Origin of the sequence: Streptomyces sp. URMC 123, from assembly GCF_051386515.1 — a bacterium.
GTDB lineage: Bacteria > Actinomycetota > Actinomycetes > Streptomycetales > Streptomycetaceae > Streptomyces.
In genome coordinates, this window is record NZ_JBPQTV010000006.1 from 1 (window position 1) to 19,390 (window position 19,390).

Consider the following 19,390-nt stretch of genomic DNA (forward strand, 5'->3'; position numbering starts at 1 on the left):
GGGTGGTGGGGGTGGCGGGGGCGAGCATCGCGGCACCGCCGGCCGTCCGCGTCACGACGTGCCGGAGCGCAGGGACAGCTCGACGCCCCCGTCGCCCAGGGGCAGGGCCACACTGAGGTAGCCGTTGGCCGGATCGCGGACGTACGCCAGGTAGTCGGCGATCGCCTCCGGGCCGGGCGGCATGCCGTCGGCCACCACCAGCGCGCCCGGCGCCAGATGGGGTTCGAGGACCCGCAGGACGTCCAGGTACAGGCTGGCGAACCCGTCGATCAGCACCATGTCCACCGGGCCGGGCAGCTCCCGCAGCGTCTCCCGGGCGTCCCCCTCGCGGACCTCGACCAGCCCGGCCAGGCCGGCCGCCTCGATGTTGGCGCGCGCCGCGCGCACCTTGTTGGGCTGCAGCTCCGTGCCGATCACCTGGCCGCCGCCGTTGTCGCGCACCGCCGCCGCCAGGTAGATGGCGGACACACCGTGGGAGGTGCCGTACTCGACGACGCGCCGCGCGCCGCGGTTGCGGGCCAGGAGGTACAGCAGCTCGCCGGTCTCCCGGGAGACCGGGATGACCACCTCGGAGAGCGCCTCGGCCAGCTCCGCGGGCGGCAGGGCGTGCAGCGAGTCGAGGTGGTTCCCGTGCGTCGCGTTCGGCAGGCGGGAGCCGATCTCCGCGATGGCGGCCACGTCGTTGCGCTCGGCCTCGAAGAGCCGGTCGAGGACCGGCCGGACCGAAGCGGATGTCAAGGTGTTCACAGCCCGCACCACTTTCTCGTCGTCGTACTCGTCATCCGTCGTACTCGTCATCCGTCGTGCCCGTCGTCGACACGAACGGCAGCGATACGAACGGCATCGACGGTGGTGGGCCGCCCTCAAGATCGGCTCAAGGCCGGTTCATGCGCCGCTCCGCCACGCCGTTCCACCACGCCGTACGCCCCGCGCCGTACGCCCCCCGCGCCCCCTCACCCGCCACCCGCGAGCCTCCGAGAGCCCCCGCGCACCCTTGCCCCCGCCTGCCGGCACCCGCCTTGACCAGCCCTTGAGCAGCCCTGCGGAGCCTGGCGAACAGCGACGAAGGGAGCGTCCGGCACATGGAGAGCGCCGCGTACGACGAGGAATTCCAGGCCGTGGTGGCCGGAGCGGGACCGGTCGGCCTGATGACGGCGTGCGAACTGCGCACGGCCGGGGTGTCGGTGGTGGTCCTGGAACGGAACGCCGAACCGGAGAAGGTCACCAAGGCCGGCTCCATCGGGCCGCTGGCCGTCGAGGCCCTGGAGCGGCGGGGGCTGCGCGAGGAGCTGCTGGCCGCCGAGCGCGCCACCGTGGACGGCTATCTGCGGATGGCCGAGGAACTGGGCCTGCCCCCCGAGCAGGCCGTGCCCAAGGAGCACTTCGCCGGCATCGACAAGCTGGACCGTCCGCACGGCGCGGACGACGGCCGTCGCCGGATGCGCGTCGAGCAGCCGGCGCTGGTGGAGATCCTCACCCGGCACGCCGAGCGGCTGGGCGTCGTCCTGCGCCGCGAGCACGAGGTGACCGGGGTGAACCAGAGCCAGGACGGGGTGGTCGTCGAGGCCCGTACGCCCGACGGGGTACGGCGGGTACGGGGCCGGTACCTCGTCGGCTGCGACGGGGGCCGCAGCGCCGTGCGCGCGCTCGCCGGTTTCGACTTCCCCGGCACCGCCCCGACGGTCACCGGGCGCCAGGGCGTGGTGGAGCTCGACGGCCCGGAGAGGCCCGCGCACGGCTTCCACTACACCCCGCGCGGGCTCACGGTCCACGGGCTCGGCGTGAACCGGGTCGCCGTCATCGAGTTCGACGGCCCGCCGGACCCCGACGCGGGCCCCCTCACCGCCGCCGAACTCCAGGACGCCCTGCGCCGGGTCAGCGGCCGACAGATCACTGTCGGCGCGATGGCGACCGGCAGCCGGTTCACCGACCACGCGCTCCAGGCGGCCGAGTACCGGCGCGGCCGGGTCCTGCTGGCCGGTGACGCGGCGCACATCCACGCCCCCTTCGGCGGCCAGGGGCTCAACGTCGGGCTGAGCGACGCGGTCAACCTCGGCTGGAAGCTGGCCGCCGTCGTACGGGGCTGGGCGCCGGCCGGACTGCTGGACAGCTACCAGGCCGAGCGGCACCCGGTCGGCGCCGCCCTGCTGGAGAACACCCGCGCCCAGACCGCTCTGATGCGCCCGGACGTCCACAGCACCGCGCTGCGCCGGTTCATCGACCGCCTCCTCGATCTCGACGAGGTCAAGCGGTACGTCATCGACCTGCTCGCCGGCTTCGACGTGCGGTACGACCTGGGCGACGACCACCCGCTGGTCGGCACGCTGTGCCCGACGCTGAGGCTGTCCGGGCCGCGGCCGGGCGGCTCCCCGGCGGCCACGCTCGCGGACGTGACCGCCGACGGGCGCGGGGTCCTCCTCGACCTGGCCGACCGCGCCGAGGTCAGGGCGGCCGCCGACGGCTGGTCGCCACGGGTGCGGACGGTCACCGCGCGTGCGGAGCGGGACGACGTCGACGCGATGCTGCTGCGCCCGGACGGCTGCGTCGCCTGGGTGCTGTCCAAGGGGGACGCCTTCGCCGCGGGCCCCCTCACCCGGGCCCTGACGACCTGGTTCGGGCGGCCCGCGGAGCGCCGGGCCGTCGCGGACGCCGGGTGACGCGGCGACATGGCCCCACGGACCGGCACCGAAGACAAGGAGTGGCCCCATGCGAGCTGACGAACTGGTCGGGGTGTGGCACCTCGTGTCCTACCACGACCTGGACAACGAGGGGACCCGGCACGAGGGGCCCCTCGGCCCCGCCCCGCGCGGACTGCTGGTGTACACGGCCGACGGCCATGTGACGGTCAACATGATGCGCACCAGCGCCAGCACGAGCACCCATACCGGCGCCGACACCAACCCCGGGGTCGGCACCGGGCCCGGCACCGGTGCCGCCACAGCCCCGGGCGCCCCGAGCACCCCGGACGCCCCCACCTACATGGGCTACGCCGGCCGCTGGCACCACGCGGGCGACAAGGTCATCCACCGGGTCGAGGTCACCCCCAAGTCCGAGTGGGTGGACACCGAGCAGGTCCGCGACATCGTGCTGGCCGGAGACGTGCTCACCCTCTACGGCACGGCGATCGTCGACGGACGGCCGCAGCGCCGGGTGCTGCAGTGGCAGCGCGCGATGGGCAGGGGGTGAGCGCCGTGCCGACGACGGACACCCACCCCGGCGTGGCACCACGGACGGCGGTGGCCCGCCTGACGGCGACCGCCGCCGAGCACGCCGCCGCGGCCGACGCCGACCGCAGGCTCCCCGACGACGTGGCCGCCGCGGTCGTCGACGCCGGCTTCGCCCGGCACTTCACGCCGGCCGCGTACGGCGGCCGCGGCGGCACGTTCACCGGCCTGCTGCGCACCACCGCCGAGGTGGCCCACGGGTGCGCGGCGGCCGCCTGGTGCGGGATGATCTACGCGCTGTCGAGCCGCATGGCGGCGCTGCTGCCGCCCGCGGCGCAGGCCGAGCTGTGGGACGCGGGCCCGGACGTGCCGATCGCCGCCGCGCTGAACCCCGCCGGTACGGCGCGCCGGACGCCGGACGGCTGGTGGTTGAGCGGCCGTTGGAGCTTCCTCAGCGGCGTCGACCACGCCCACTGGGCGCTGTTGTGTGCCCCGGCGGGCACCGGGGACGACCGCGAGCCCCGCTACTTCCTCGTTCCGCGCCGGGACTGCGCGGTCCACGACACCTGGTTCACGCTCGGGATGCGCGGCACCGGCAGCAACACCGTCGAGCTCGACGGCGTCCTCGTTCCCGAGCACCGCACCTACCCCCAGGTGACGTTGCTGAGGGGCAGCCGCTCCCCGGCGGCCGCCGCCTGCTACCGGGTGCCTTTGCTGGGGGCGCACGCCCCGGTGTTCGTGGCCCCGGCCTGGGGCGCCGCGCGGGCGGCGTACGACACCTGGGCCGCCGAGGTCACCCGGCACGCGCGGGGCAGCGGCACCACGGCGGTCGGCACCGGGGTCCAGCTCACCCTCGCCCGCGCCGCCGCCGAACTGGACGCGGCCCGGCTGCTGCTGGACCGGGCCACCGAGGTCACGGACACCGGCGCGATGACGGGGGCGCTGGCGGCCCGTAACGCCCGGGACGCCACGATGGCCGCCGAACTGGTCCGTGCCGCGGTCGACCGGGTCTTCCACGCGGGCGGCAGCCGGGTGCAGTCCCAGTCCCACCCGGTGCAGCGCGCCTGGCGGGACGTGCACGCGGCGACCGCGCACGCCGTGCTCAGCGCCGAGCGCACCAGCGGGCACTTCGCCCGGCACCTGGTCGACGAGGCCGGTCCGCGCACCTGACCGGGCGGCGCACCTGACCGGGCGGGTGATCAGGCATTCTTGACCCTATGGACAGGGCGGAACTGGCACATTTCCTGCGCACCAGACGGGCTCGTACGCACCCCTCCGACGTCGGCCTGGCCAGCAACGGCCGGCGCCGCATCCCGGGGCTGCGCCGCGAGGAGGTCGCTCAGCTGGCCGGGATCAGCCCCGACTACTACATGCGGCTGGAGCAGGGCCGCGGACCGCGGCCCTCCCGGCAGGTGCTCACCGCGCTCTCGTGGGCGCTGCGGCTGTCGAACGACGAACGCACCTATCTGCTGCGGCTGGTCGGGGAGGCGCCGACCTTCGCCGGGACCTCGCGCGAGGTCCCGGCGAGCGTGCTGATCCTGCTCGAACGCCTGGAGGACGTTCCGGCCATGGTGCTGGACGTCACGTACGACATCCTCGCCTGGAACCGCATGGCGACGGCGCTGATGGTCGACTTCGAGACGCTGCCGGTGAAGGAGCGCAACACGCTGCGCTGGCTGTTCTTCCGGCAGCGCCCCTGGCTGAAGACCCCGGACGGCTGGCGCTTCGCCCGCGAGTGCGTGGCCGATCTCCGCGCGACGGGGCGCTATCCGGAGGACCCCGCCGTCCGCGAGCTGGTCGACGACCTGTGCGCGCACAGCCCGGAGTTCTCCGTCCTGTGGGCCGGCCACGAGATCGAGGTGCAGCGCAGCACGACCAAACGCTCGGTCCACCCGCTGGTGGGGGAACTGGAGCTGGACTGCGAGATGCTGGTCATCCCCGGGCGGGACCAGCGCCTGATGTTCTACACGGCGGCGCCCGGATCACCGTCCCACAAGGCCCTGCAGTCGCTCAAGGCCGCCCTCGTCACCACCTGACCGCACACGTCCGTCGTGCACGGTAGGACCGTCGATCCTAGGCTCAAGTGATCTCTCCTCATCCCGGCCCGGCAGAGCCAGGCTTGGTGTCACGACACCGCGGGCCGACCCGGCCCGCGGTGACCGAGCAGCACGCGGTCCGGTGAGCACACGGCTCACGGGGCCTGAGCGATGAAGGAGACGCAGTGACAATCCTGGTGACCGGAGGGCGCGGCCACGTGGCGCGGAGCCTGGTGGACCAGCTGGTGGAGAGCGGACAGCGGGTGCGCGTGGCCACGCGGGACGCCTCGGCGCTCACGGCGCCGGCGGGGGCCGAGGTGGTCGAGGCCGACCTCACCCGGGCCGAGACGCTCCCGGCCGCGCTCAGCGGCGTGTCGAAGGTGTTCCTGTACGCCGATCCGCAGGGCGTCGACGTCTTCGTCGAGGCCGCGCGCGAGGCGGGGGTCGAGCATGTCGTCCTGCTGTCCGCGAGCCCGGTCACGGCCGCCAACCCCGACCTCAACCCGCTGGCGCGGATGCACCGGGCGGCGGAGCGGGCGCTGATCGCGTCCGACCTCCCCTGGACGTTCCTGCGGCCGGGCGCGTTCGCCACCAACACGCTGCAGTGGGCGGCCTCGATCCGCGACGAGGGCGTGGTGCGCGCCCCGTACCCCGAGGCGCACATCGACGCGATCCACGAGGCGGACATCGCGGCCGTGGCGGTGCGGGCGCTGACCGAGACCGGGCACGAGGGCCGCGCCTACCTGATGACCGGCCCGGAGTCGGTCACCCAGCGCCAGCAGGTGGAGGCGATCTCCAAGGCGATCGGCCGCTTGGTGGAGTTCGTGGAACTCACCCCCGCCGAGTACCGCGAGACGCTGAGCCGCTGGGGCTCGGACGAGCTCGTGGACCAGCTGCTGCGCTACCTGTCGGAGCAGGACGGCATTCCGATGCCGGTCGTCAACACCGTGGAGCTGATGCTGGGGCGGCCCGCCCGCACGTACGCCGAGTGGGCGACCGACCACGCCGACGACTTCCGCTGACGCGAGCAGGCGCGCCCCGCGTATCCCGCCTGCCCCGCCTGTCCCGCGGACGGCCCGCGCATCAGGCGGGCCAGGCGGGCCAGGCGGACCAGGGGTGTCAGAGCAGGGTGGTACGGCCGGTGCCGAGCAGGGCGTCGGCCGTGCCCCCGGCACCCACCGGATCGAGGTCGGCCGTCTCCAGGATGTCCCGCTGCAGCCGCTGCAGACTCGGCGAGGGCTCCAGGCCCAGCTCCCGGGACATCACCCGGCGCAGCCGCAGGAAGACCTCCAGCGCCTGGGTGCGGCGGCCGCAGCGGTGCAGGGCGAGCATGTAGTAGCCGTGCAGGTGCTCGTGGTATGGGTACTGGAGCACGAGCATGGACAGCTCGCCGAGGACCTCGCGGTGCCGGCCGATGCGCAGCTCCGTCTCGATGCGCAGCTCCCGCGCCAGCAGCCGGGACTGCTCCAGCCGGGTCACCTCGGCCTCCAGCGCCAGGCCGCGTTGCACATCGGCCAGCGCGGGTCCGCGCCACCATCCGTCCGCCCGGCGCAGCAGCTCGACCGCGTGCGCCGGGTCCCCCAGCTCCAGGGCGCGCCGCCCGGCCGCCTCCAGGCGCTGGTACTCCCGCAGGTCGAACTGGCACGCCTCGGTGTCGAACAGGTAGCCCCGGTTGCGGGTGCGCAGCAGCTCGCCCGCCACCTGGGCAGGTGGCATGCCGCACTGTCGGGAGAGGAACTTGCGGAGGTTGAGGATGTAGGTCTGGATGATGGTGGACGCGGTCTTCGGCGGCCGGCTGGGCCAGAGTTCGTCGATCAGCACGGAGACCGGGACGACCTGCGAATGGTTCATGAGCAGTAAGGACAGGACCTGGCGCTCTTTCGGAGCGCTGGGTTCCGCCGTGTTGCCCCCCGATCGCAGCGCCAGAGGGCCCAGTACGCCGATGGCCATGCGATGTTCCACGAAGCCTCCCCGCGTGGTTCCCACGCGTTTCGACCGTTCAACCACCAGATGACTCGGGCACCGGTCGAAACAACGTGTAGTTGACAGCCACTGTGGGCACGCGACATCGACCTTGTCAACTGTCAGGCGATCCGCGATGCTTGAGTCAACGGTCCGTTCACCGGTGTCCCGAAGGCGGGTGAGAGCATGTCCGACAGCGCGGGTGATTCCCTGCTCGCGGACCGGCTCGATCACCTCTTCCGCGTCAGCCGCCCGCGGGGGCGCCAGTGGACCAACCGGGAGGTCGCCGAGGAGATCAAGGCGGCCCACCCCGGTCTGAAGGTGAGTGGTGCGTACCTCTCCGCGATACGCACCGGAAAGCGCACCAACCCCTCCTCCGAGCTGCTCAACGCCCTCGCCGCGTTCTTCGGGGTCTCGCCCGCGTACTTCGTCGACGCCCACTACGCCGAGCGCGTCAACGTCCAGCTCGCCGCGCTGAACGAGCTGGACCAGGCCGGCGTGCGGGCCGTGGCGATGCGCGCCGTGGGGCTGCCACCCGAAAGCCTCTCGGCCATCACGGCGGTCATCGACCAGCTACGCAAACTGCAGGGGCTGCCACCCGTCGAGGAGTAGATCGCACCGATGTCCCCCTGGTTTCCCCCGTTGTTACCCCATGCCCTGAGGAAATCCGAACGAGGACTGCGTCGGCGGTGCGATGCCCTGCTGGCCGCCTCGGGCGTCCCCGACGCGTGCGGGGTGACGGATCTCTGCGAGCATCTGAGCCGGAGCCGCGACCGCCCGATCGTCCTGGTGCCGATGCCGGTGCGGCACGCGTCGCCCTGCGGCCTGTGGGTCGCCTGCGAGACGGCGGACATCATCCTGTACGAGCCGGACACCAGCCCCTCGCACCAGGAGCACATCATCGCCCACGAGCTCGCCCACATCCTGTGCGGCCACCACGGCGAGGGCCGCATGGACGACGCCGGGACGCGCGCGCTCTTCCCCGATCTGGACCCCCAGCTCGTACGCGACATGCTCGGGCGCACGGCCTACACCGACCCGCAGGAGCGCGAGGCCGAGATGATCGCCTCGCTGATCCTGAAGCGGGCCCGCCGCCGCCCGGCCGAGGAGACCGCGGCGGTGCCGCTGCCACCGGAGAACGCCGATGTCATCGGCCGGATAGAGAACACCATCCGCCGCCGCTGACGGGCGCCGGAACGGCGCGAGCGGCACGGGTCGGGCGAGGAACACACGGGGGCGGGGCGTTGCTGTATCAGGTGCTCGAATGGAGCTGCGCGCTGGGCGCTTCGGCCTCCTTCTGCCACTCCTTACCGGGCGCGGTGCGTGGCCGCCCGGAGCCCGCCGCCGTCGCGATGTCCGTCTACTTCCTGTGCTCCGCGCTGAGCTACGCGGTCGAGCTGGACGCCCTGGCGCCCACCGTCGTGGGGGTGCTCGGCAGCAGATCCGCCGCGTACGTCACCGGCAGCCTGCTGGTGATCGGCCTCACCGGGGCGCAACAGGTCGTGCTCTCCCACTGGTCCCATCCGCCCGACACCGCCCGCCGCCGCGCCCGCCGCTATCTGATCGGCTACGCGCTCCTGACGGCGGGCCTGCTGGCGCTGTTCCTGGCCACGTCGAACCCGCCCGAGGCGCTGCTGAGCGGCGCCGACCCCGACTACGAGGTGTATCTGTGCCTCTACTTCATCGGCTGCGGCATCGGCCAGTGGGAGACGGTGCGGCTGTCGCGGCGGTACGCGCGCATGGCCCGCCATCGCCCCTGGCTGCGGCGGGGCATGTGGGCGATGGTCACCGGGGCCGTGCTCAGCCTGGCGTACTGCGCCCTGCGGCTCATCGAGGTGTGCGGCGTCCTCGTCGGCTACTCCCTCGGCGCCTGGGACTGTCTGCGCTGGCTGGCCGGGGATCTCGGATCGTGCCTGGAGGTGCTGGGGTGGACCGTCCCCTCCTGGGGCCCGCGGCTCAGCGCCGCCCGGCAGTGGCTGGGCAACTACCACAGCTACCGGCGGCTTCGGCCGCTGTGGGAGGCCCTGTACCGGGCCACCCCGTCCATCGCGCTGGACCCGCCCGGCTCCCGCCTGAGAGAGCTGATCCCGCCCCGTGACCCGGAGTTCCGGCTGTACCGGCGGGTGATAGAGATCCAGGACGGCCGGCTGGCGCTGCGCCCGTACACCCGGCCGGCCGTGGCCACGGCCGCCCGCCGGACGCTGGCGGGCCGCGGGATGCCGGAGCTGCGGGTGCGGGCCATGGTGGAGGCCGCGAGCCTGCGGGCCGCGGTGCGGGACAAGCAGGAGTGCGTCGTCCCGCCGGCCCTGCCCTGGAGCCCGTCGGTCTCGGCGCCCCCGGGCGACCCCTGCGGGGATCACGGCCAACGGGACGACACGGCGTGGCTCATCGCGGTCAACGACGCCTTCGTGGCGCTGGGCCGGTCCCGGGGCGCGGCGCACCCCGGGACCGGCCCAGCGGCCATGGACGGCGTCGGCATCAGTGCCGGTGCCGAGACCGATGCCGGTGCCGACATCGACGCCGGTGCCGACATCGATGCCGGTGCCGGCGGCGCCGGCCTCAGGCCGGGGCGCCGACCGCGCCGCCGACCCTGCCGTTGACGAACTCCAGCAGGCTCCGGGGCGTCTCCAGCTCGGCGATGACATCGTCCGGGATGACGATCCCGTACTCGCTCTGCAGGCGGGCCGCGGTCTCCAGGAGCACGAGGGAGTCGCACCCCAGGTCCCCGAAGGAGCGGTCCGGTATCTCGTCGGCCGTGCCCGGGAGCTCGATGTCCCCGGCGCACTCGGTGAGGACGGCGAGCAGCGCCTCCATGGTCACCGTGGTCGTCTCGTCGGTCGTTGCGGTCGTTGCCTTGCTCATGTCGCGTCCATTCGTTCGATTGGTTCCGTGCGTTGTCCCGCGCCGGCGTTCACGCGGTGGAGTCGGCGGCGCGGACGACGACCGCCGCGTTGAAGCCGCCCTTGCCCCGGGCCAGCACCAGCGCCGCGCCGACCTCCTGGTACCTCGGCCCGTCGAGGACCAGGTCGATCCCGTACGCCGCGGGCACGTCCGTGGTGCCGGCGGTCGGCGGGACGACACCGTCGCGGACGGCGAGCACCGCGGCCACCACGTCCAGCGGCCCGCCGCCGGCGTAGAGGCGGCCCGTGAGCGCCTTGGGCGCGGTGACCGGCACCGCGCGCGGGCCGAACAGCCCGCTGATGGCCTCCGCCTCCGCCGCGTCCAGATGCGGCACTCCGGCCGCGTCGGCGAAGACCACATCGATCCGGGAGGGGTCGAGGCCCGCGTCCGCGATGGCCAGTTCGGCGGCGCGGCGCAGCCCCGGCGGGCGCCCGGAGTCCGGCCGCGGATCGAAGGTCGCGGCGTATCCGGCGATGGTGGCGTATCCGCGGGCGCCCCGGGCCCGGGCCGCGTCGGCGGCCTCCAGGATGAGGATCGCCCCGCCCTCGCCGGGCACATACCCCCGCGCCTCCGCGTCGAAGGGCAGGTAGGCGCGCCGGGGGTCGGTGGCCCGGCTGATCCGGCCGCTGGAGACGTGCGAGGCCCAGCCCCACGGGTCCAGCGCGGAGTCCACCCCGCCGGAGACCACCAGCGGCGTGCCGAGGCGCACCGTGCGCCGGGCCGCGCCGAGCGCGTCGAGCCCGCCGGCCTGCTCGCCCACCAGCACGCACCCCGGGCCGCGCAGGCCGTGCCGGATGGAGATCTGGCCGGTGTTGACCGCGTAGAACCAGGCGAAGGACTCGTAGACGCTGACCGACTTCGGCCCTTCGGTCCACAGCTTGCGGAACTCCCGGTGCGTGAACTCGAATCCCCCGGTGGCGTTCGAGGTCACCACGCCCATGTCGTACTCCGGCAGCCCGGCCGGGTCCACCCGGGCGTCCTCGAGCGCCGCCGCGGCGGCGGCCAGGGCGTACCGGGTCGAAATGTCCGTCTGCGGCATCAGCCGTTTGGGGATGTGGTCCAGGGGGTCGAAGCCGGGTATCTGCCCGGCGAGGCGGGAGGGGGACGACGCGGCGTCGAAGCGGGTGAGCTCGGCGATGCCGCCGCGGCCCTTGAGGGTGGAGGTCCAGAACTCCTCGGTGCTCAGGCCGTTGGGCGCCATGACGCCGATGCCGGTCACCACCACGTTGTCGGTCAACGCTCGGCTCCTTCCGGGCGGCGCAGGACCATCGCGCTCTGGAATCCTCCGAAGCCGCTGCCCACGCTCAGTACGGTGTCCACCCGCTGCTCCCGCGCGGTCAGCGGTACGTAGTCCAGGTCGCACTCGGGGTCCGGCTCGCGCAGATTCGCGGTCGGCGGGACGACCCCCTGGTCGATGGCGAGGGCGCAGGCGGCGATCTCGATGGAGCCGATGGCGCCCAGCGAGTGGCCCACCATCGACTTGATGGAGCTGATCGGCACCCGGTGGGCGTGCTCGCCGAGGCTGCGCTTGAACGCGGCGGTCTCGTGCCGGTCGTTCTGCTTGGTCCCCGAGCCGTGCGCGTTGACGTAGTCGATCGCGTCGGCGGCGGTCCGGGACTCGGCGAGGGCCACGCGGATCGCCTCGGCCATCTCCCGGCCGTCGGGCTTCAGACCCGTCATGTGGTAGGCGTTGAGCCGGGTCGCGTACCCGGAGATCTCCGCGTAGACGTGGGCGCCGCGGCGGCGGGCGCTCTGCAGTTCCTCCAGGACGAGGATCGCGCTGCCCTCGGCGAGGACGAATCCGTTGCGGGACCGGTCGAACGGCCGGGAGGCCCGCTCCGGCTCGTCGTTGCGGGGGGTGGTCGCCTTGATCGCGTCGAAGCAGGCCACGACGATCGGTGTGATCGGGGTGTCCGAGGCACCGGCGATCATGATGTCGGTGGTGCCCTCCCGGATCAGCCGGCAGGCGTGGGCGATCGCGTCCAGGCCCGAGGTGCAGCCGTCCGACACCATCGTCACGGGCCCTTCGGCCCCGACGGTCCAGGCGACCTCGCCGGCGGACACGGCGGGCGTCAGGTAGTCGAACATGTGCGGGGACAGATAGTCGTAGTCGACCAGCCAGTTGCGGCCGCTGTCGGAGAGCGCCAGATACTCGTTCTCCAGGCTGGTCGCTGCGGCGACGGCGCTGCCCAGGCTCACCCCGATGGTGTGCGGGTCCGCGTCGGCGAACTCCAGCCCGCTGTCGGCCACGGCCTCCCGGGCGCTGGCGACGGCCAGTTGCGCGGCCCGGTCCATGCGCCGGATCTGCTGGGGCGTGAGCCCTTCGCGTACGGGGTCGAAATCGCACTCGCCCGCGATCTGCGACCGGAACGGGCCGGGGTCGAAGAACGTGATCCGGCGGGTCGCGGTCCGCCCGGAGGTCAGCAGATCCCAGAACTCCTTTCTGCCGGCCCCGCCCGGAGCCCGTACGCCAATACCGGTGATCGCCACACGGCGCGTCATCGGAATACACCTGCCTCTCAACTCGTGTGCCGGCCGGCGCCGCCGGTGGGGCGCGCTCAGACGACGCTGACGACCTCGTCGAACTCCAGCCGGGGCAGCCGGGGAAACCAGGCGTCCGGGCCGGGCCTGCCGATGTTGACCACGGCCAGGACCTCGTGGCGGCCGTCGCCGAAGAACTCCTTCGTCACGCCGGCCACGTCGAACCCGGCGATCGGCCCGGCCGCGAGGCCGGCGGCCCGCACGCCGAGGATGAAGTAGCCGACCTGCAGCGCCGCGTTGAACACCGCCGATTCGCGGCGCACCCCGGAATCGGCGTACAGCTCCGCGGCCCCCGGCGCGTGCGGGAAAAGGCGCGGCAGCCGACGGTGGAATTCCAGGTCCGCGGCGAGCAGCGCGACCAGGGGCGCCGAGGCGACCTTGGCGCGGTTGCCGCCGTACATCCGTCGCTCCAGGGCCGCGCGGGCCGATGGGGAACGGGCCAGGACGACGCGCAGCGGCTGCTGGTTCATCGAGGTCGGCGCGTACTTCACCAGGTCGTGGATCGCCCGCACCTGGTCGTCGCTCACCGGCTCCGGGGCGAAGGTGTTGGGGGTGCGCGCGGTCCGGAACAGCAGGTCCTGCGCGGTCGGGCTCAGGGCGAGCCCTCGGGCCCCGGGCGGTTCGGGGCGAGGGCCGGGTGGTTCGGCGCGGGGCTGGAACGGTTCGGCGCGGGGGCCGGGCGGTTCGGCGCGGGGGCCGGGCTCGCGTCGCGTGCCGGCCGCGGAGTGGATGGCCATGCCTCCCCCAGGGATCAGGTGTGAGCGTCCGTGTCCTCGTCGATGGCCACCACCCGGGTCCAGCCGGCACCCGCGCCGGCCAGGGACACCGGGAAGCAGGAGACGGTGAACCCCGTCGGGCCCGGCAGCGCCGCCAGGTTGGCCAGCTTCTCCAGCTGCAGGTACTCCCGGGTGCGGCCGTAGACGTGGGCGGGCCACAGCAAGGACTTGTCACCGGTGCGGCGATAGTCCTCGATCATCCGGTGCATGGGGCGGTCCAGCCCCCACGCGTCGATGCCGATGACTTTCACGCCCCGCTCGACGAGGTACGCGGTGGCCTCACCGCTCAGGCCGGGATACGAGGTCAGGTACCGCGGTGTGCCCCACAGCGCGTCGGCGCCGGTCCACAGCAGGACGATGTCGCCCGGGGCCGGTTCGTGGCGGGCCGCGGCCAGCGCGGCGCGCACGTGGTCGACGGTGATCGCCTCGCCGGCCGGCACGGCCCGCACGTCCAGTCGTACGCCGGGGCCGTGGCACCACTCCAGCGGCACCTGATCGATGCTCTTGGCGGCCCGGCCGCCGCTGAGCGGCCCGTAGTGCAGGGGGGCGTCCATGTGCGTGCCGGTGTGGGTGGTCAGCGTGACCGTCTCGTTGGAGATGGCCATCCCGTCGGGGAAGTCCTCGGGCAGCAGGCCCAGGACGGTCGCGCCGGTCCGGTGGTCGAGAAGGTCCACCGTGACCCGCGTCGCCTCGCTCGGGGTGTCCCGGGTCGCCACGCTCAGGTCGATGAACCGCTTCGCGAGCCGCTTCACGAGGCCCGCGCCGCCGCGGCCCGGCGCTCCGCCTCCTCCTTGACCGCGCCGAGGTCGGCGACGCTGTTGCGCTCCACGGCGCCCTGCAGCAGCTCATCGGCCTCCGCGTAGCTGAACTTGCCCGCGACCTTGCCGTCGACGGGCTCGCGCGGCCGGAAGTCGTGGGTGAGGACGAGCTGGGTGGTGCCCTCGTCGATGGGCAGGGCGCGCCAGTCGCCGCCCATGTGCCCGATGAGCGGGGCGTGCTCCAGCTGGAGGTAGCGGATGACGCGCCGCTCGTGGTCGATGTCGCGCCGGGACACCCAGGACTGGATCTGGCCGTTGACGTCGACCACGAGCCGCACGGTCTGGTGCCGCGGGCTCTCCTCCAGAATCTTGGCCTCCTGCGTGGGCGGGAAGATCCTGGCGTAGCCCTCGACGTCGACGAGGACCTCCCACACCAGGTCGACAGGCGCCTGGACGGTCACGGTGTGCTCGGTGTGGCGCAGCACGGGCGGCCCGGTGAGCGTCAGCTCCTCGTGGTTGGCGTAGGCCGCCTGGTAGGTGACCTTCGACCGCCAGCGGTCGATGAACGCGTGCACGTGCGGGAGTTCGGAGAACTGCCGCATGGACTCCAGGTCCGGGCAGCCGTACTGGGCGATGTGGGTGCCCGTCATCCCCCGGGACTTCTCGTCCACCGGCAGCCACAGGTGCGGCTTGTGGTCGAAGCTGTGCACCAGCCCGGAACCGAGCGTCAGCTCGCGCAGTTCCGTGAAGAACTGCCGCTGGTCCGCCTCGGACACGGAGTCGGAGAACTGATAGACGAGCGTATGGATGATCATCGGCCCACCTCTGAACGACGGAAGTCGAGGAGTCCTTCGCGAACTCGACCCCCAGCCTGGAAGCGCGGCCTCAAGCGCCCCTCAAGGAGTTCTCAGGGGAATCCGCCCGCCGGTGAGGCGGCGCCCCTCAGCGCAGCAGGGAGAACACGGCGCCGGCGACCGCCGAGCCGAGCAGGGTGCCGACGACGACCTGGGCGAGGGTGTGGTCCCGCAGCTCGACCCGCGACCAGCCGACCAGCGCGACCAGACAGAAGGCGGGAAGGACCCAGGGGCCGTAGGCGAGGGCGAGCATCACGACGGCGCCGGCGGAGACGGCGGTGTGCACGGACACCTTCCAGGCGAAGGTGATGGCGAGTATCGCGACGAGGGTGACGAGCATGGCGACGACCAGCGCGGTCATCTCGCTCGGCGCACCGAGCAGCACCATGAGCGCGATGCCGGCGGCGACGGACGCCATGATGCCGGGAATGACGACGAGGCGGTCCTGACGGCGCCGGACGTGGCGGTCGCCCCAGTGGCCGCGCTTCTGGCCCCAGGTGATGAACAGAACCGGGATCACCGCGGAGAACAGGGCGGCGACCAGGCCCCAGCCGACCCCGGCGAGCCGGTCGGCGTGCCAGCCCATCAGCACCGTGACGGCGATGATCCAGGTCCTGGGCTCAAGACCGTCGGTGAGCGAACGGGCCAGGCGCGATTCTCCAACCGCGCCGGCGGAGACGGGGGCGGGGGCGGGGGTCATGCGTTTCCTTTGCGCCTTTCGGCGGATTATGTGACGACAGCGGCATCCGTGGGCAAGCGTACGGGTCGGTCGGTTTCACCCCAGGGGCAGGGCGGGGACGGTGAGGGCGACCCGTTCCACCCGGCGCCAGCCGACACCGTCCGGCACCATCTGGCGCCGGGTGATGCCACGTGGTGCCGCGATTGCGCCATGTGGCGCCATTGCGGGTTGCGATGGCGCCATCGTGGTGCCACAATAGAGCCATGGACCTGACGCCCTACGTTGATCACCTCCGCCAGGAGCTCGCCGTCGCCGCGGAGGCGGGTGGGGAAGAGGCCCGTGCCCTGGCCGAGCGGCTGACCGCTCCGCTGGAGTCCGCCGCCCGACTGACCCTCCTGAACGCCCTGTCCGCCGCCTCGGACGAGATCACCCGGGAGCTGGCGCCCGGCTCGGTGGACGTACGGCTGCGGGGGCTCGACCCCGAGTTCGTGGTGACGGCGCCGCCCGCCCCGGAGGGGCCCGGCGAGGGTGCGCCCGAGGCGGCGGCGCCGCCGGTGGCGCCATCGATGGCGTCAGTGGCACCACTCGCCGGGGACGGCGACGAAGGCGCGACGGCCCGCATCAACTTCCGGCTCCCCGCACCCCTCAAGGCCCGCGTCGAGGACGCGGCCGGCCAGGAGGGACTGTCGGTCAACGCCTGGCTCGTACGGGCCGTGGCCACCGCCCTGGAGCCGGGCGCCGGGCCGGCCCGGTCGGCCGCTCGCGCCCCGCGTCGGGGCCAGGGCTTCCAGGGCTGGGTCCGTTAGCCGGAGCCCCTCGCTCCGCCATCCCGCACACCTCCCGGCCACCGCGCCACCACCGCCTCACCCGCGAAGAACACCGACCAGAGTCAAGAGGACGGGACAGCCATGCCTTTTTACGAGACCCCCGCACCCATCACCGCCGTCCTCGAGTTCGAGGTCGCCAAGGTGCGGCTCACCGCGAGCAAGCGCGCCGACACGGTCGTCGAGGTTCTGCCGAGCAACCCCGCCGAGGACGCCGACGTACGGGCCGCGCAGCAGACGACGGTCACCTACGCCAACGGCACGCTCGCCCTCAAGGGGCCCAAGAAGCGCGGCCTGTTCGGCCGGCACGGTTCGATCGACGTGACCGTCGAGCTCCCCGCCGGCTCGCACATTCGCAGCACCGCGCCCATGGGCGACTACATCGGCGAGGGCATCCTCGGCGACTGCCACATCAAGACCTCGTTCGGCGACATCCGGCTCGACGAGACGGCCGTCGCGAACCTGCGGACCGGCTTCGGCGACATCCGCGTCCACCGAGCCGTGGGCGACGCCGAGATCCACGGCTCGGGCCGGGTCGACATCGACGAGCTCGTGGGCGCCGCGACCGTCAAGAACGGCAACGGCGAGACCGCGATCGGCGAGATCACCGGCGCCCTCAAGGTCAACGCCTCCAACGGCCGCATCACCGTCGGCGTCGCGCACGCCTCCGTCCAGGCCAAGTCCGCCAATGGCGCGATCATCGTGCAGCAGGCGGCGCGCGGCGTGATCGACCTCCGGACCGCCGTCGGGGACCTGGAGGTCGGCGTGCGCGAGTCCACCGCCGCCTGGCTGGACGTCCACTCCAAGTTCGGCACGTTGCGCAACGCGCTCGGCGCCGCCGACGGCCCCGACGCCTCCGAGGAGACCGTCGAGATCCATGCCCGTACCGACGTCGGCGACATCGTGATCCGCCGCGCCTGACGCCTCCTCCCCTTCCCGACGACCCCAGCACCCCGACACACCGCAAGAGAGCAACACCCCATGCGTGACGCCGCACTCATGACAGGACCCGGGCGAGCCCCGCCGTGACGCCCCACGGGCGACCTGTCGTGCGCGCACGCCCCACGACAGACACAGGAGACCCGCCCGCATGACCGCGCCGCGCACCACGCCCACCGTCCCCGGCACCGCCGCCCCGCCCGCGATCTCCGCCCTGGGCCTGCGCAAGTCCTACGGCGAGAAGGTCGTCCTGGACGGCATCGACCTGCACATCCCCGAGGGGTCGATCTTCGCCCTGCTGGGCCCCAACGGCGCGGGCAAGACCACCACCGTGGAAATCCTCTCCACCCTCGTCGCGCCCGACGGCGGCACGGCCCACATCGCCGGCCACGACCTGGCGCACCGGCCCGACGGCGTGCGCGCCGCGATCGGCGTCACCGGCCAGTTCGCCGCCGTCGACAACCTGCTCACCGCCGAGGAGAACCTCCTCCTCATGGCCGACCTGCAGCACCTGCCCCGCCGCGAGGGCCGGCGCCGGGCCGCGGCGCTCCTGGAGCGCTTCGAGCTGACGGAGGCCGCCAGGAAGCCGGTGTCCACCTTCTCCGGCGGCATGCGCCGCAAGCTGGACCTGGCGATGACCCTGGTCGGCGACCCCCGCATCATCTTCCTCGACGAGCCGACCACCGGGCTGGACCCGCGCAGCCGCCGCACCATGTGGGAGATCATTCGCGCCCTCGTCGCCGACGACGGCGTCACCATCTTCCTCACCACCCAGTACCTCGAAGAGGCCGACCAACTCGCCGACCGCATCGCCGTCCTCGACGGCGGAAAGCTCGTCGCCGAAGGCACCGCGGACGAACTCAAGCGACTCATCCCCGGCGGCCACATCCGTGTCCAGTTCTCCGGCCAGGACCAACTGGACCTCGCCGCCCGGCACTTCGGCGCCGCCGCGTGCGACATCGACGCGCTGTCGCTGCGCATCCCCAGCGACGGCAGCATCCCGACCCTGCGGGCCGTGCTCGACATCCTCGACGACGCCCGGGTCGACGCCGAGTCGCTGACCGTGCACACCCCCGACCTCGACGACGTCTTCCTGGCCCTGACCGGCCGGCCCCACTCGCTGAAGGACTCCTCCCGATGAGCACCCTCTCGTACGCTGTCAGCGACTCGATGACGATGCTGCGGCGCAACCTCAAGCACGCGCTGCGCTACCCGGCCATGTCCCTCTCGACCGTCGTCATGCCGGTGATGATGCTCCTGCTGTTCAACTACGCGTTCGGCGGCGCGCTCGGCGCCGGCATCGGCCCGGGAACCGGCACCGCCGGGAGCGGGGGCGGCGCGTACATCGACTACGTCGCGCCCGGCATCATCCTGATGGCCGCGACCTCGGGCGCGGTGGCCACGGCGGTCGGCGTCTGCGTCGACATGACCGAGGGCATCGTCAACCGCTTCCGTACGATGTCGATCTCCCGCGCCGCGTTCCTCACCGGGCACGTCGTCGGCAGCGTCATCCAGACCCTGGCCGCCGTCGCCCTGGTGATCGGCGTCGCCCTCGCCATCGGCTACCGCCCCGACGCCACGCCCGTCGAGTGGCTCGCCGCGATCGGCCTGCTGACCCTGCTCACCCTGGCCCTGACCTGGCTGTCGGCCGGCATCGGCCTGGTGGCCAAGACCCCCGAGTCGGCCAGCAACACGCCCCTGCCGCTGACGTTCCTGCCCTTCCTGGGCAGCGCCATCGTGCCGACCGACTCGATGCCGACCGGGCTGCGCTGGTTCGCCGAGTACCAGCCCTTCACGCCCATCATCGAGACCCTGCGCGGCCTGCTGATGGGCACCGAGATCGGCAACAGCGCGTACATCGCGCTCGCCTGGTGCCTCGGCCTGACCCTCGTCGGCTACCTCTGGGCGCGCTCCGCCTTCGGCCGCACCGCCAACCGATAAGTCCGGACGTCTCTC

21 protein-coding genes are annotated in these 19,390 nt (G+C 73.0%); 12 read left to right on the forward strand and 9 right to left on the reverse strand.

From position 1 onward, the window contains the following. Nucleotides 1-51: 51 nt before the first annotated feature. Nucleotides 52-747 (reverse strand): O-methyltransferase, encoded by a 696-nt coding sequence (locus tag ACSNOD_RS01910; RefSeq protein WP_436764921.1) that lies wholly within the window; start codon nt 745-747, stop codon nt 52-54. 335 nt (nt 748-1,082) lie between these two features. Here ACSNOD_RS01910 and ACSNOD_RS01915 point away from each other — a divergent pair, with 335 nt between their 5' ends. The 5 genes from ACSNOD_RS01915 to ACSNOD_RS01935 all read left to right on the forward strand — a co-directional run bounded on the left by ACSNOD_RS01915 (nt 1,083) and on the right by ACSNOD_RS01935 (nt 6,222). After that, nucleotides 1,083-2,657, forward strand: a complete 1,575-nt coding sequence (locus ACSNOD_RS01915) for an FAD-dependent monooxygenase (RefSeq protein ID WP_436764922.1) — start codon at nt 1,083-1,085, stop codon at nt 2,655-2,657. 49 nt (nt 2,658-2,706) lie between these two features. Then, complete coding sequence (locus ACSNOD_RS01920) at nt 2,707-3,186, forward strand: lipocalin-like domain-containing protein (protein ID WP_436764923.1); 480 nt, start codon at nt 2,707-2,709, stop codon at nt 3,184-3,186. A gap of 5 nt (nt 3,187-3,191) precedes the next feature. Beyond that, complete coding sequence (locus ACSNOD_RS01925; RefSeq protein ID WP_436764924.1) at nt 3,192-4,334, forward strand: acyl-CoA dehydrogenase family protein; 1,143 nt, start codon at nt 3,192-3,194, stop codon at nt 4,332-4,334. 47 nt (nt 4,335-4,381) lie between these two features. Further along, nucleotides 4,382-5,200, forward strand: a complete 819-nt coding sequence (locus ACSNOD_RS01930; protein ID WP_436764925.1) for a helix-turn-helix transcriptional regulator — start codon at nt 4,382-4,384, stop codon at nt 5,198-5,200. A gap of 185 nt (nt 5,201-5,385) precedes the next feature. Beyond that, nucleotides 5,386-6,222: an NAD(P)H-binding protein gene (locus ACSNOD_RS01935; RefSeq protein WP_436764926.1), complete on the forward strand. Its 837-nt coding sequence runs from the start codon at nt 5,386-5,388 to the stop codon at nt 6,220-6,222. Between the two features lie 97 nt (nt 6,223-6,319). On the opposite strand, the gene ACSNOD_RS01940 is transcribed toward ACSNOD_RS01935, so the two are convergent. Further along, entirely contained in the window at nt 6,320-7,150 is an 831-nt protein-coding gene (locus ACSNOD_RS01940) for an AfsR/SARP family transcriptional regulator (protein WP_436764967.1), read from the reverse strand. 198 nt (nt 7,151-7,348) lie between these two features. On the opposite strand from ACSNOD_RS01940, the gene ACSNOD_RS01945 reads away from it, so the two are divergent. From ACSNOD_RS01945 to ACSNOD_RS01955, 3 genes are all read left to right on the forward strand, one after another. Beyond that, nucleotides 7,349-7,774, forward strand: coding sequence for a helix-turn-helix domain-containing protein (locus ACSNOD_RS01945; RefSeq protein ID WP_436764927.1), 426 nt, complete (start codon nt 7,349-7,351; stop codon nt 7,772-7,774). A 123-nt stretch (nt 7,775-7,897) separates the two neighbouring features. Further along, nucleotides 7,898-8,347 carry an ImmA/IrrE family metallo-endopeptidase gene (locus ACSNOD_RS01950; RefSeq protein WP_436764928.1) on the forward strand — a complete coding sequence of 150 codons (450 nt, stop codon included), beginning with the start codon at nt 7,898-7,900 and terminating at the stop codon, nt 8,345-8,347. 59 nt (nt 8,348-8,406) lie between these two features. Continuing rightward, nucleotides 8,407-9,762 (forward strand): MAB_1171c family putative transporter, encoded by a 1,356-nt coding sequence (locus ACSNOD_RS01955; protein ID WP_436764929.1) that lies wholly within the window; start codon nt 8,407-8,409, stop codon nt 9,760-9,762. Here ACSNOD_RS01955 and ACSNOD_RS01960 read toward each other — a convergent pair. From ACSNOD_RS01960 to ACSNOD_RS01990, 7 genes are all read right to left on the reverse strand, one after another. Continuing rightward, nucleotides 9,722-10,024, reverse strand: a complete 303-nt coding sequence (locus ACSNOD_RS01960) for an acyl carrier protein (protein WP_436764930.1) — start codon at nt 10,022-10,024, stop codon at nt 9,722-9,724. The two genes, ACSNOD_RS01955 and ACSNOD_RS01960, sit on opposite strands and share 41 nt — an antisense overlap. A 49-nt stretch (nt 10,025-10,073) precedes the next feature. Beyond that, nucleotides 10,074-11,300 carry a ketosynthase chain-length factor gene (locus ACSNOD_RS01965; RefSeq protein WP_436764931.1) on the reverse strand — a complete coding sequence of 409 codons (1,227 nt, stop codon included), beginning with the start codon at nt 11,298-11,300 and terminating at the stop codon, nt 10,074-10,076. Beyond that, nucleotides 11,297-12,565, reverse strand: coding sequence for a beta-ketoacyl-[acyl-carrier-protein] synthase family protein (locus tag ACSNOD_RS01970; RefSeq protein WP_436764932.1), 1,269 nt, complete (start codon nt 12,563-12,565; stop codon nt 11,297-11,299). The genes ACSNOD_RS01965 and ACSNOD_RS01970 overlap by 4 nt, the downstream gene beginning before the upstream one ends. A 56-nt stretch (nt 12,566-12,621) precedes the next feature. Next, nucleotides 12,622-13,341, reverse strand: a complete 720-nt coding sequence (locus tag ACSNOD_RS01975; protein WP_436764933.1) for a malonic semialdehyde reductase — start codon at nt 13,339-13,341, stop codon at nt 12,622-12,624. A gap of 14 nt (nt 13,342-13,355) precedes the next feature. Further along, nucleotides 13,356-14,132: a cyclase family protein gene (locus ACSNOD_RS01980; protein ID WP_436764934.1), complete on the reverse strand. Its 777-nt coding sequence runs from the start codon at nt 14,130-14,132 to the stop codon at nt 13,356-13,358. Further along, nucleotides 14,129-14,953, reverse strand: coding sequence for an aromatase/cyclase (locus ACSNOD_RS01985; protein WP_436764935.1), 825 nt, complete (start codon nt 14,951-14,953; stop codon nt 14,129-14,131). Before ACSNOD_RS01985 ends, ACSNOD_RS01980 begins: the two co-directional genes overlap by 4 nt. A 127-nt stretch (nt 14,954-15,080) precedes the next feature. After that, complete coding sequence (locus ACSNOD_RS01990) at nt 15,081-15,692, reverse strand: hypothetical protein (protein ID WP_436764936.1); 612 nt, start codon at nt 15,690-15,692, stop codon at nt 15,081-15,083. Nucleotides 15,693-15,934: 242 nt separating this feature from the next. On the opposite strand from ACSNOD_RS01990, the gene ACSNOD_RS01995 reads away from it, so the two are divergent. The 4 genes from ACSNOD_RS01995 (at nt 15,935) to ACSNOD_RS02010 (ending at nt 19,375) form a co-directional block, all read left to right on the forward strand. After that, nucleotides 15,935-16,477, forward strand: coding sequence for a hypothetical protein (locus ACSNOD_RS01995; protein ID WP_436764937.1), 543 nt, complete (start codon nt 15,935-15,937; stop codon nt 16,475-16,477). A gap of 102 nt (nt 16,478-16,579) precedes the next feature. Continuing rightward, on the forward strand, nt 16,580-17,416 hold the full coding sequence (locus ACSNOD_RS02000) for a DUF4097 family beta strand repeat-containing protein (RefSeq protein WP_436764938.1): 837 nt from the start codon (nt 16,580-16,582) through the stop codon (nt 17,414-17,416). Between the two features lie 169 nt (nt 17,417-17,585). Next, nucleotides 17,586-18,575 carry an ATP-binding cassette domain-containing protein gene (locus ACSNOD_RS02005; RefSeq protein WP_436764939.1) on the forward strand — a complete coding sequence of 330 codons (990 nt, stop codon included), beginning with the start codon at nt 17,586-17,588 and terminating at the stop codon, nt 18,573-18,575. Beyond that, on the forward strand, nt 18,572-19,375 hold the full coding sequence (locus ACSNOD_RS02010) for an ABC transporter permease (protein ID WP_436764940.1): 804 nt from the start codon (nt 18,572-18,574) through the stop codon (nt 19,373-19,375). Before ACSNOD_RS02005 ends, ACSNOD_RS02010 begins: the two co-directional genes overlap by 4 nt. Nucleotides 19,376-19,390 lie beyond the last annotated feature (15 nt).

Coding starts and splice junctions, on each gene's coding strand:
- ACSNOD_RS01930 (WP_436764925.1), top strand. CDS start 4,382: ATGGACAGGGCGGAACTGGCACATTTCCTGCGCACCAGACGGGCTCGT.
- ACSNOD_RS01995 (WP_436764937.1), top strand. CDS start 15,935: ATGGACCTGACGCCCTACGTTGATCACCTCCGCCAGGAGCTCGCCGTC.
- ACSNOD_RS01990 (WP_436764936.1), bottom strand. CDS start 15,692: ATGACCCCCGCCCCCGCCCCCGTCTCCGCCGGCGCGGTTGGAGAATCG.
- ACSNOD_RS01975 (WP_436764933.1), bottom strand. CDS start 13,341: ATGGCCATCCACTCCGCGGCCGGCACGCGACGCGAGCCCGGCCCCCGC.
- ACSNOD_RS02000 (WP_436764938.1), top strand. CDS start 16,580: ATGCCTTTTTACGAGACCCCCGCACCCATCACCGCCGTCCTCGAGTTC.
- ACSNOD_RS01970 (WP_436764932.1), bottom strand. CDS start 12,565: ATGACGCGCCGTGTGGCGATCACCGGTATTGGCGTACGGGCTCCGGGC.
- ACSNOD_RS01945 (WP_436764927.1), top strand. CDS start 7,349: ATGTCCGACAGCGCGGGTGATTCCCTGCTCGCGGACCGGCTCGATCAC.
- ACSNOD_RS02005 (WP_436764939.1), top strand. CDS start 17,586: ATGACCGCGCCGCGCACCACGCCCACCGTCCCCGGCACCGCCGCCCCG.
- ACSNOD_RS01940 (WP_436764967.1), bottom strand. CDS start 7,150: ATGGCCATCGGCGTACTGGGCCCTCTGGCGCTGCGATCGGGGGGCAAC.
- ACSNOD_RS01960 (WP_436764930.1), bottom strand. CDS start 10,024: ATGAGCAAGGCAACGACCGCAACGACCGACGAGACGACCACGGTGACC.
- ACSNOD_RS01920 (WP_436764923.1), top strand. CDS start 2,707: ATGCGAGCTGACGAACTGGTCGGGGTGTGGCACCTCGTGTCCTACCAC.
- ACSNOD_RS01985 (WP_436764935.1), bottom strand. CDS start 14,953: ATGATCATCCATACGCTCGTCTATCAGTTCTCCGACTCCGTGTCCGAG.
- ACSNOD_RS02010 (WP_436764940.1), top strand. CDS start 18,572: ATGAGCACCCTCTCGTACGCTGTCAGCGACTCGATGACGATGCTGCGG.
- ACSNOD_RS01915 (WP_436764922.1), top strand. CDS start 1,083: ATGGAGAGCGCCGCGTACGACGAGGAATTCCAGGCCGTGGTGGCCGGA.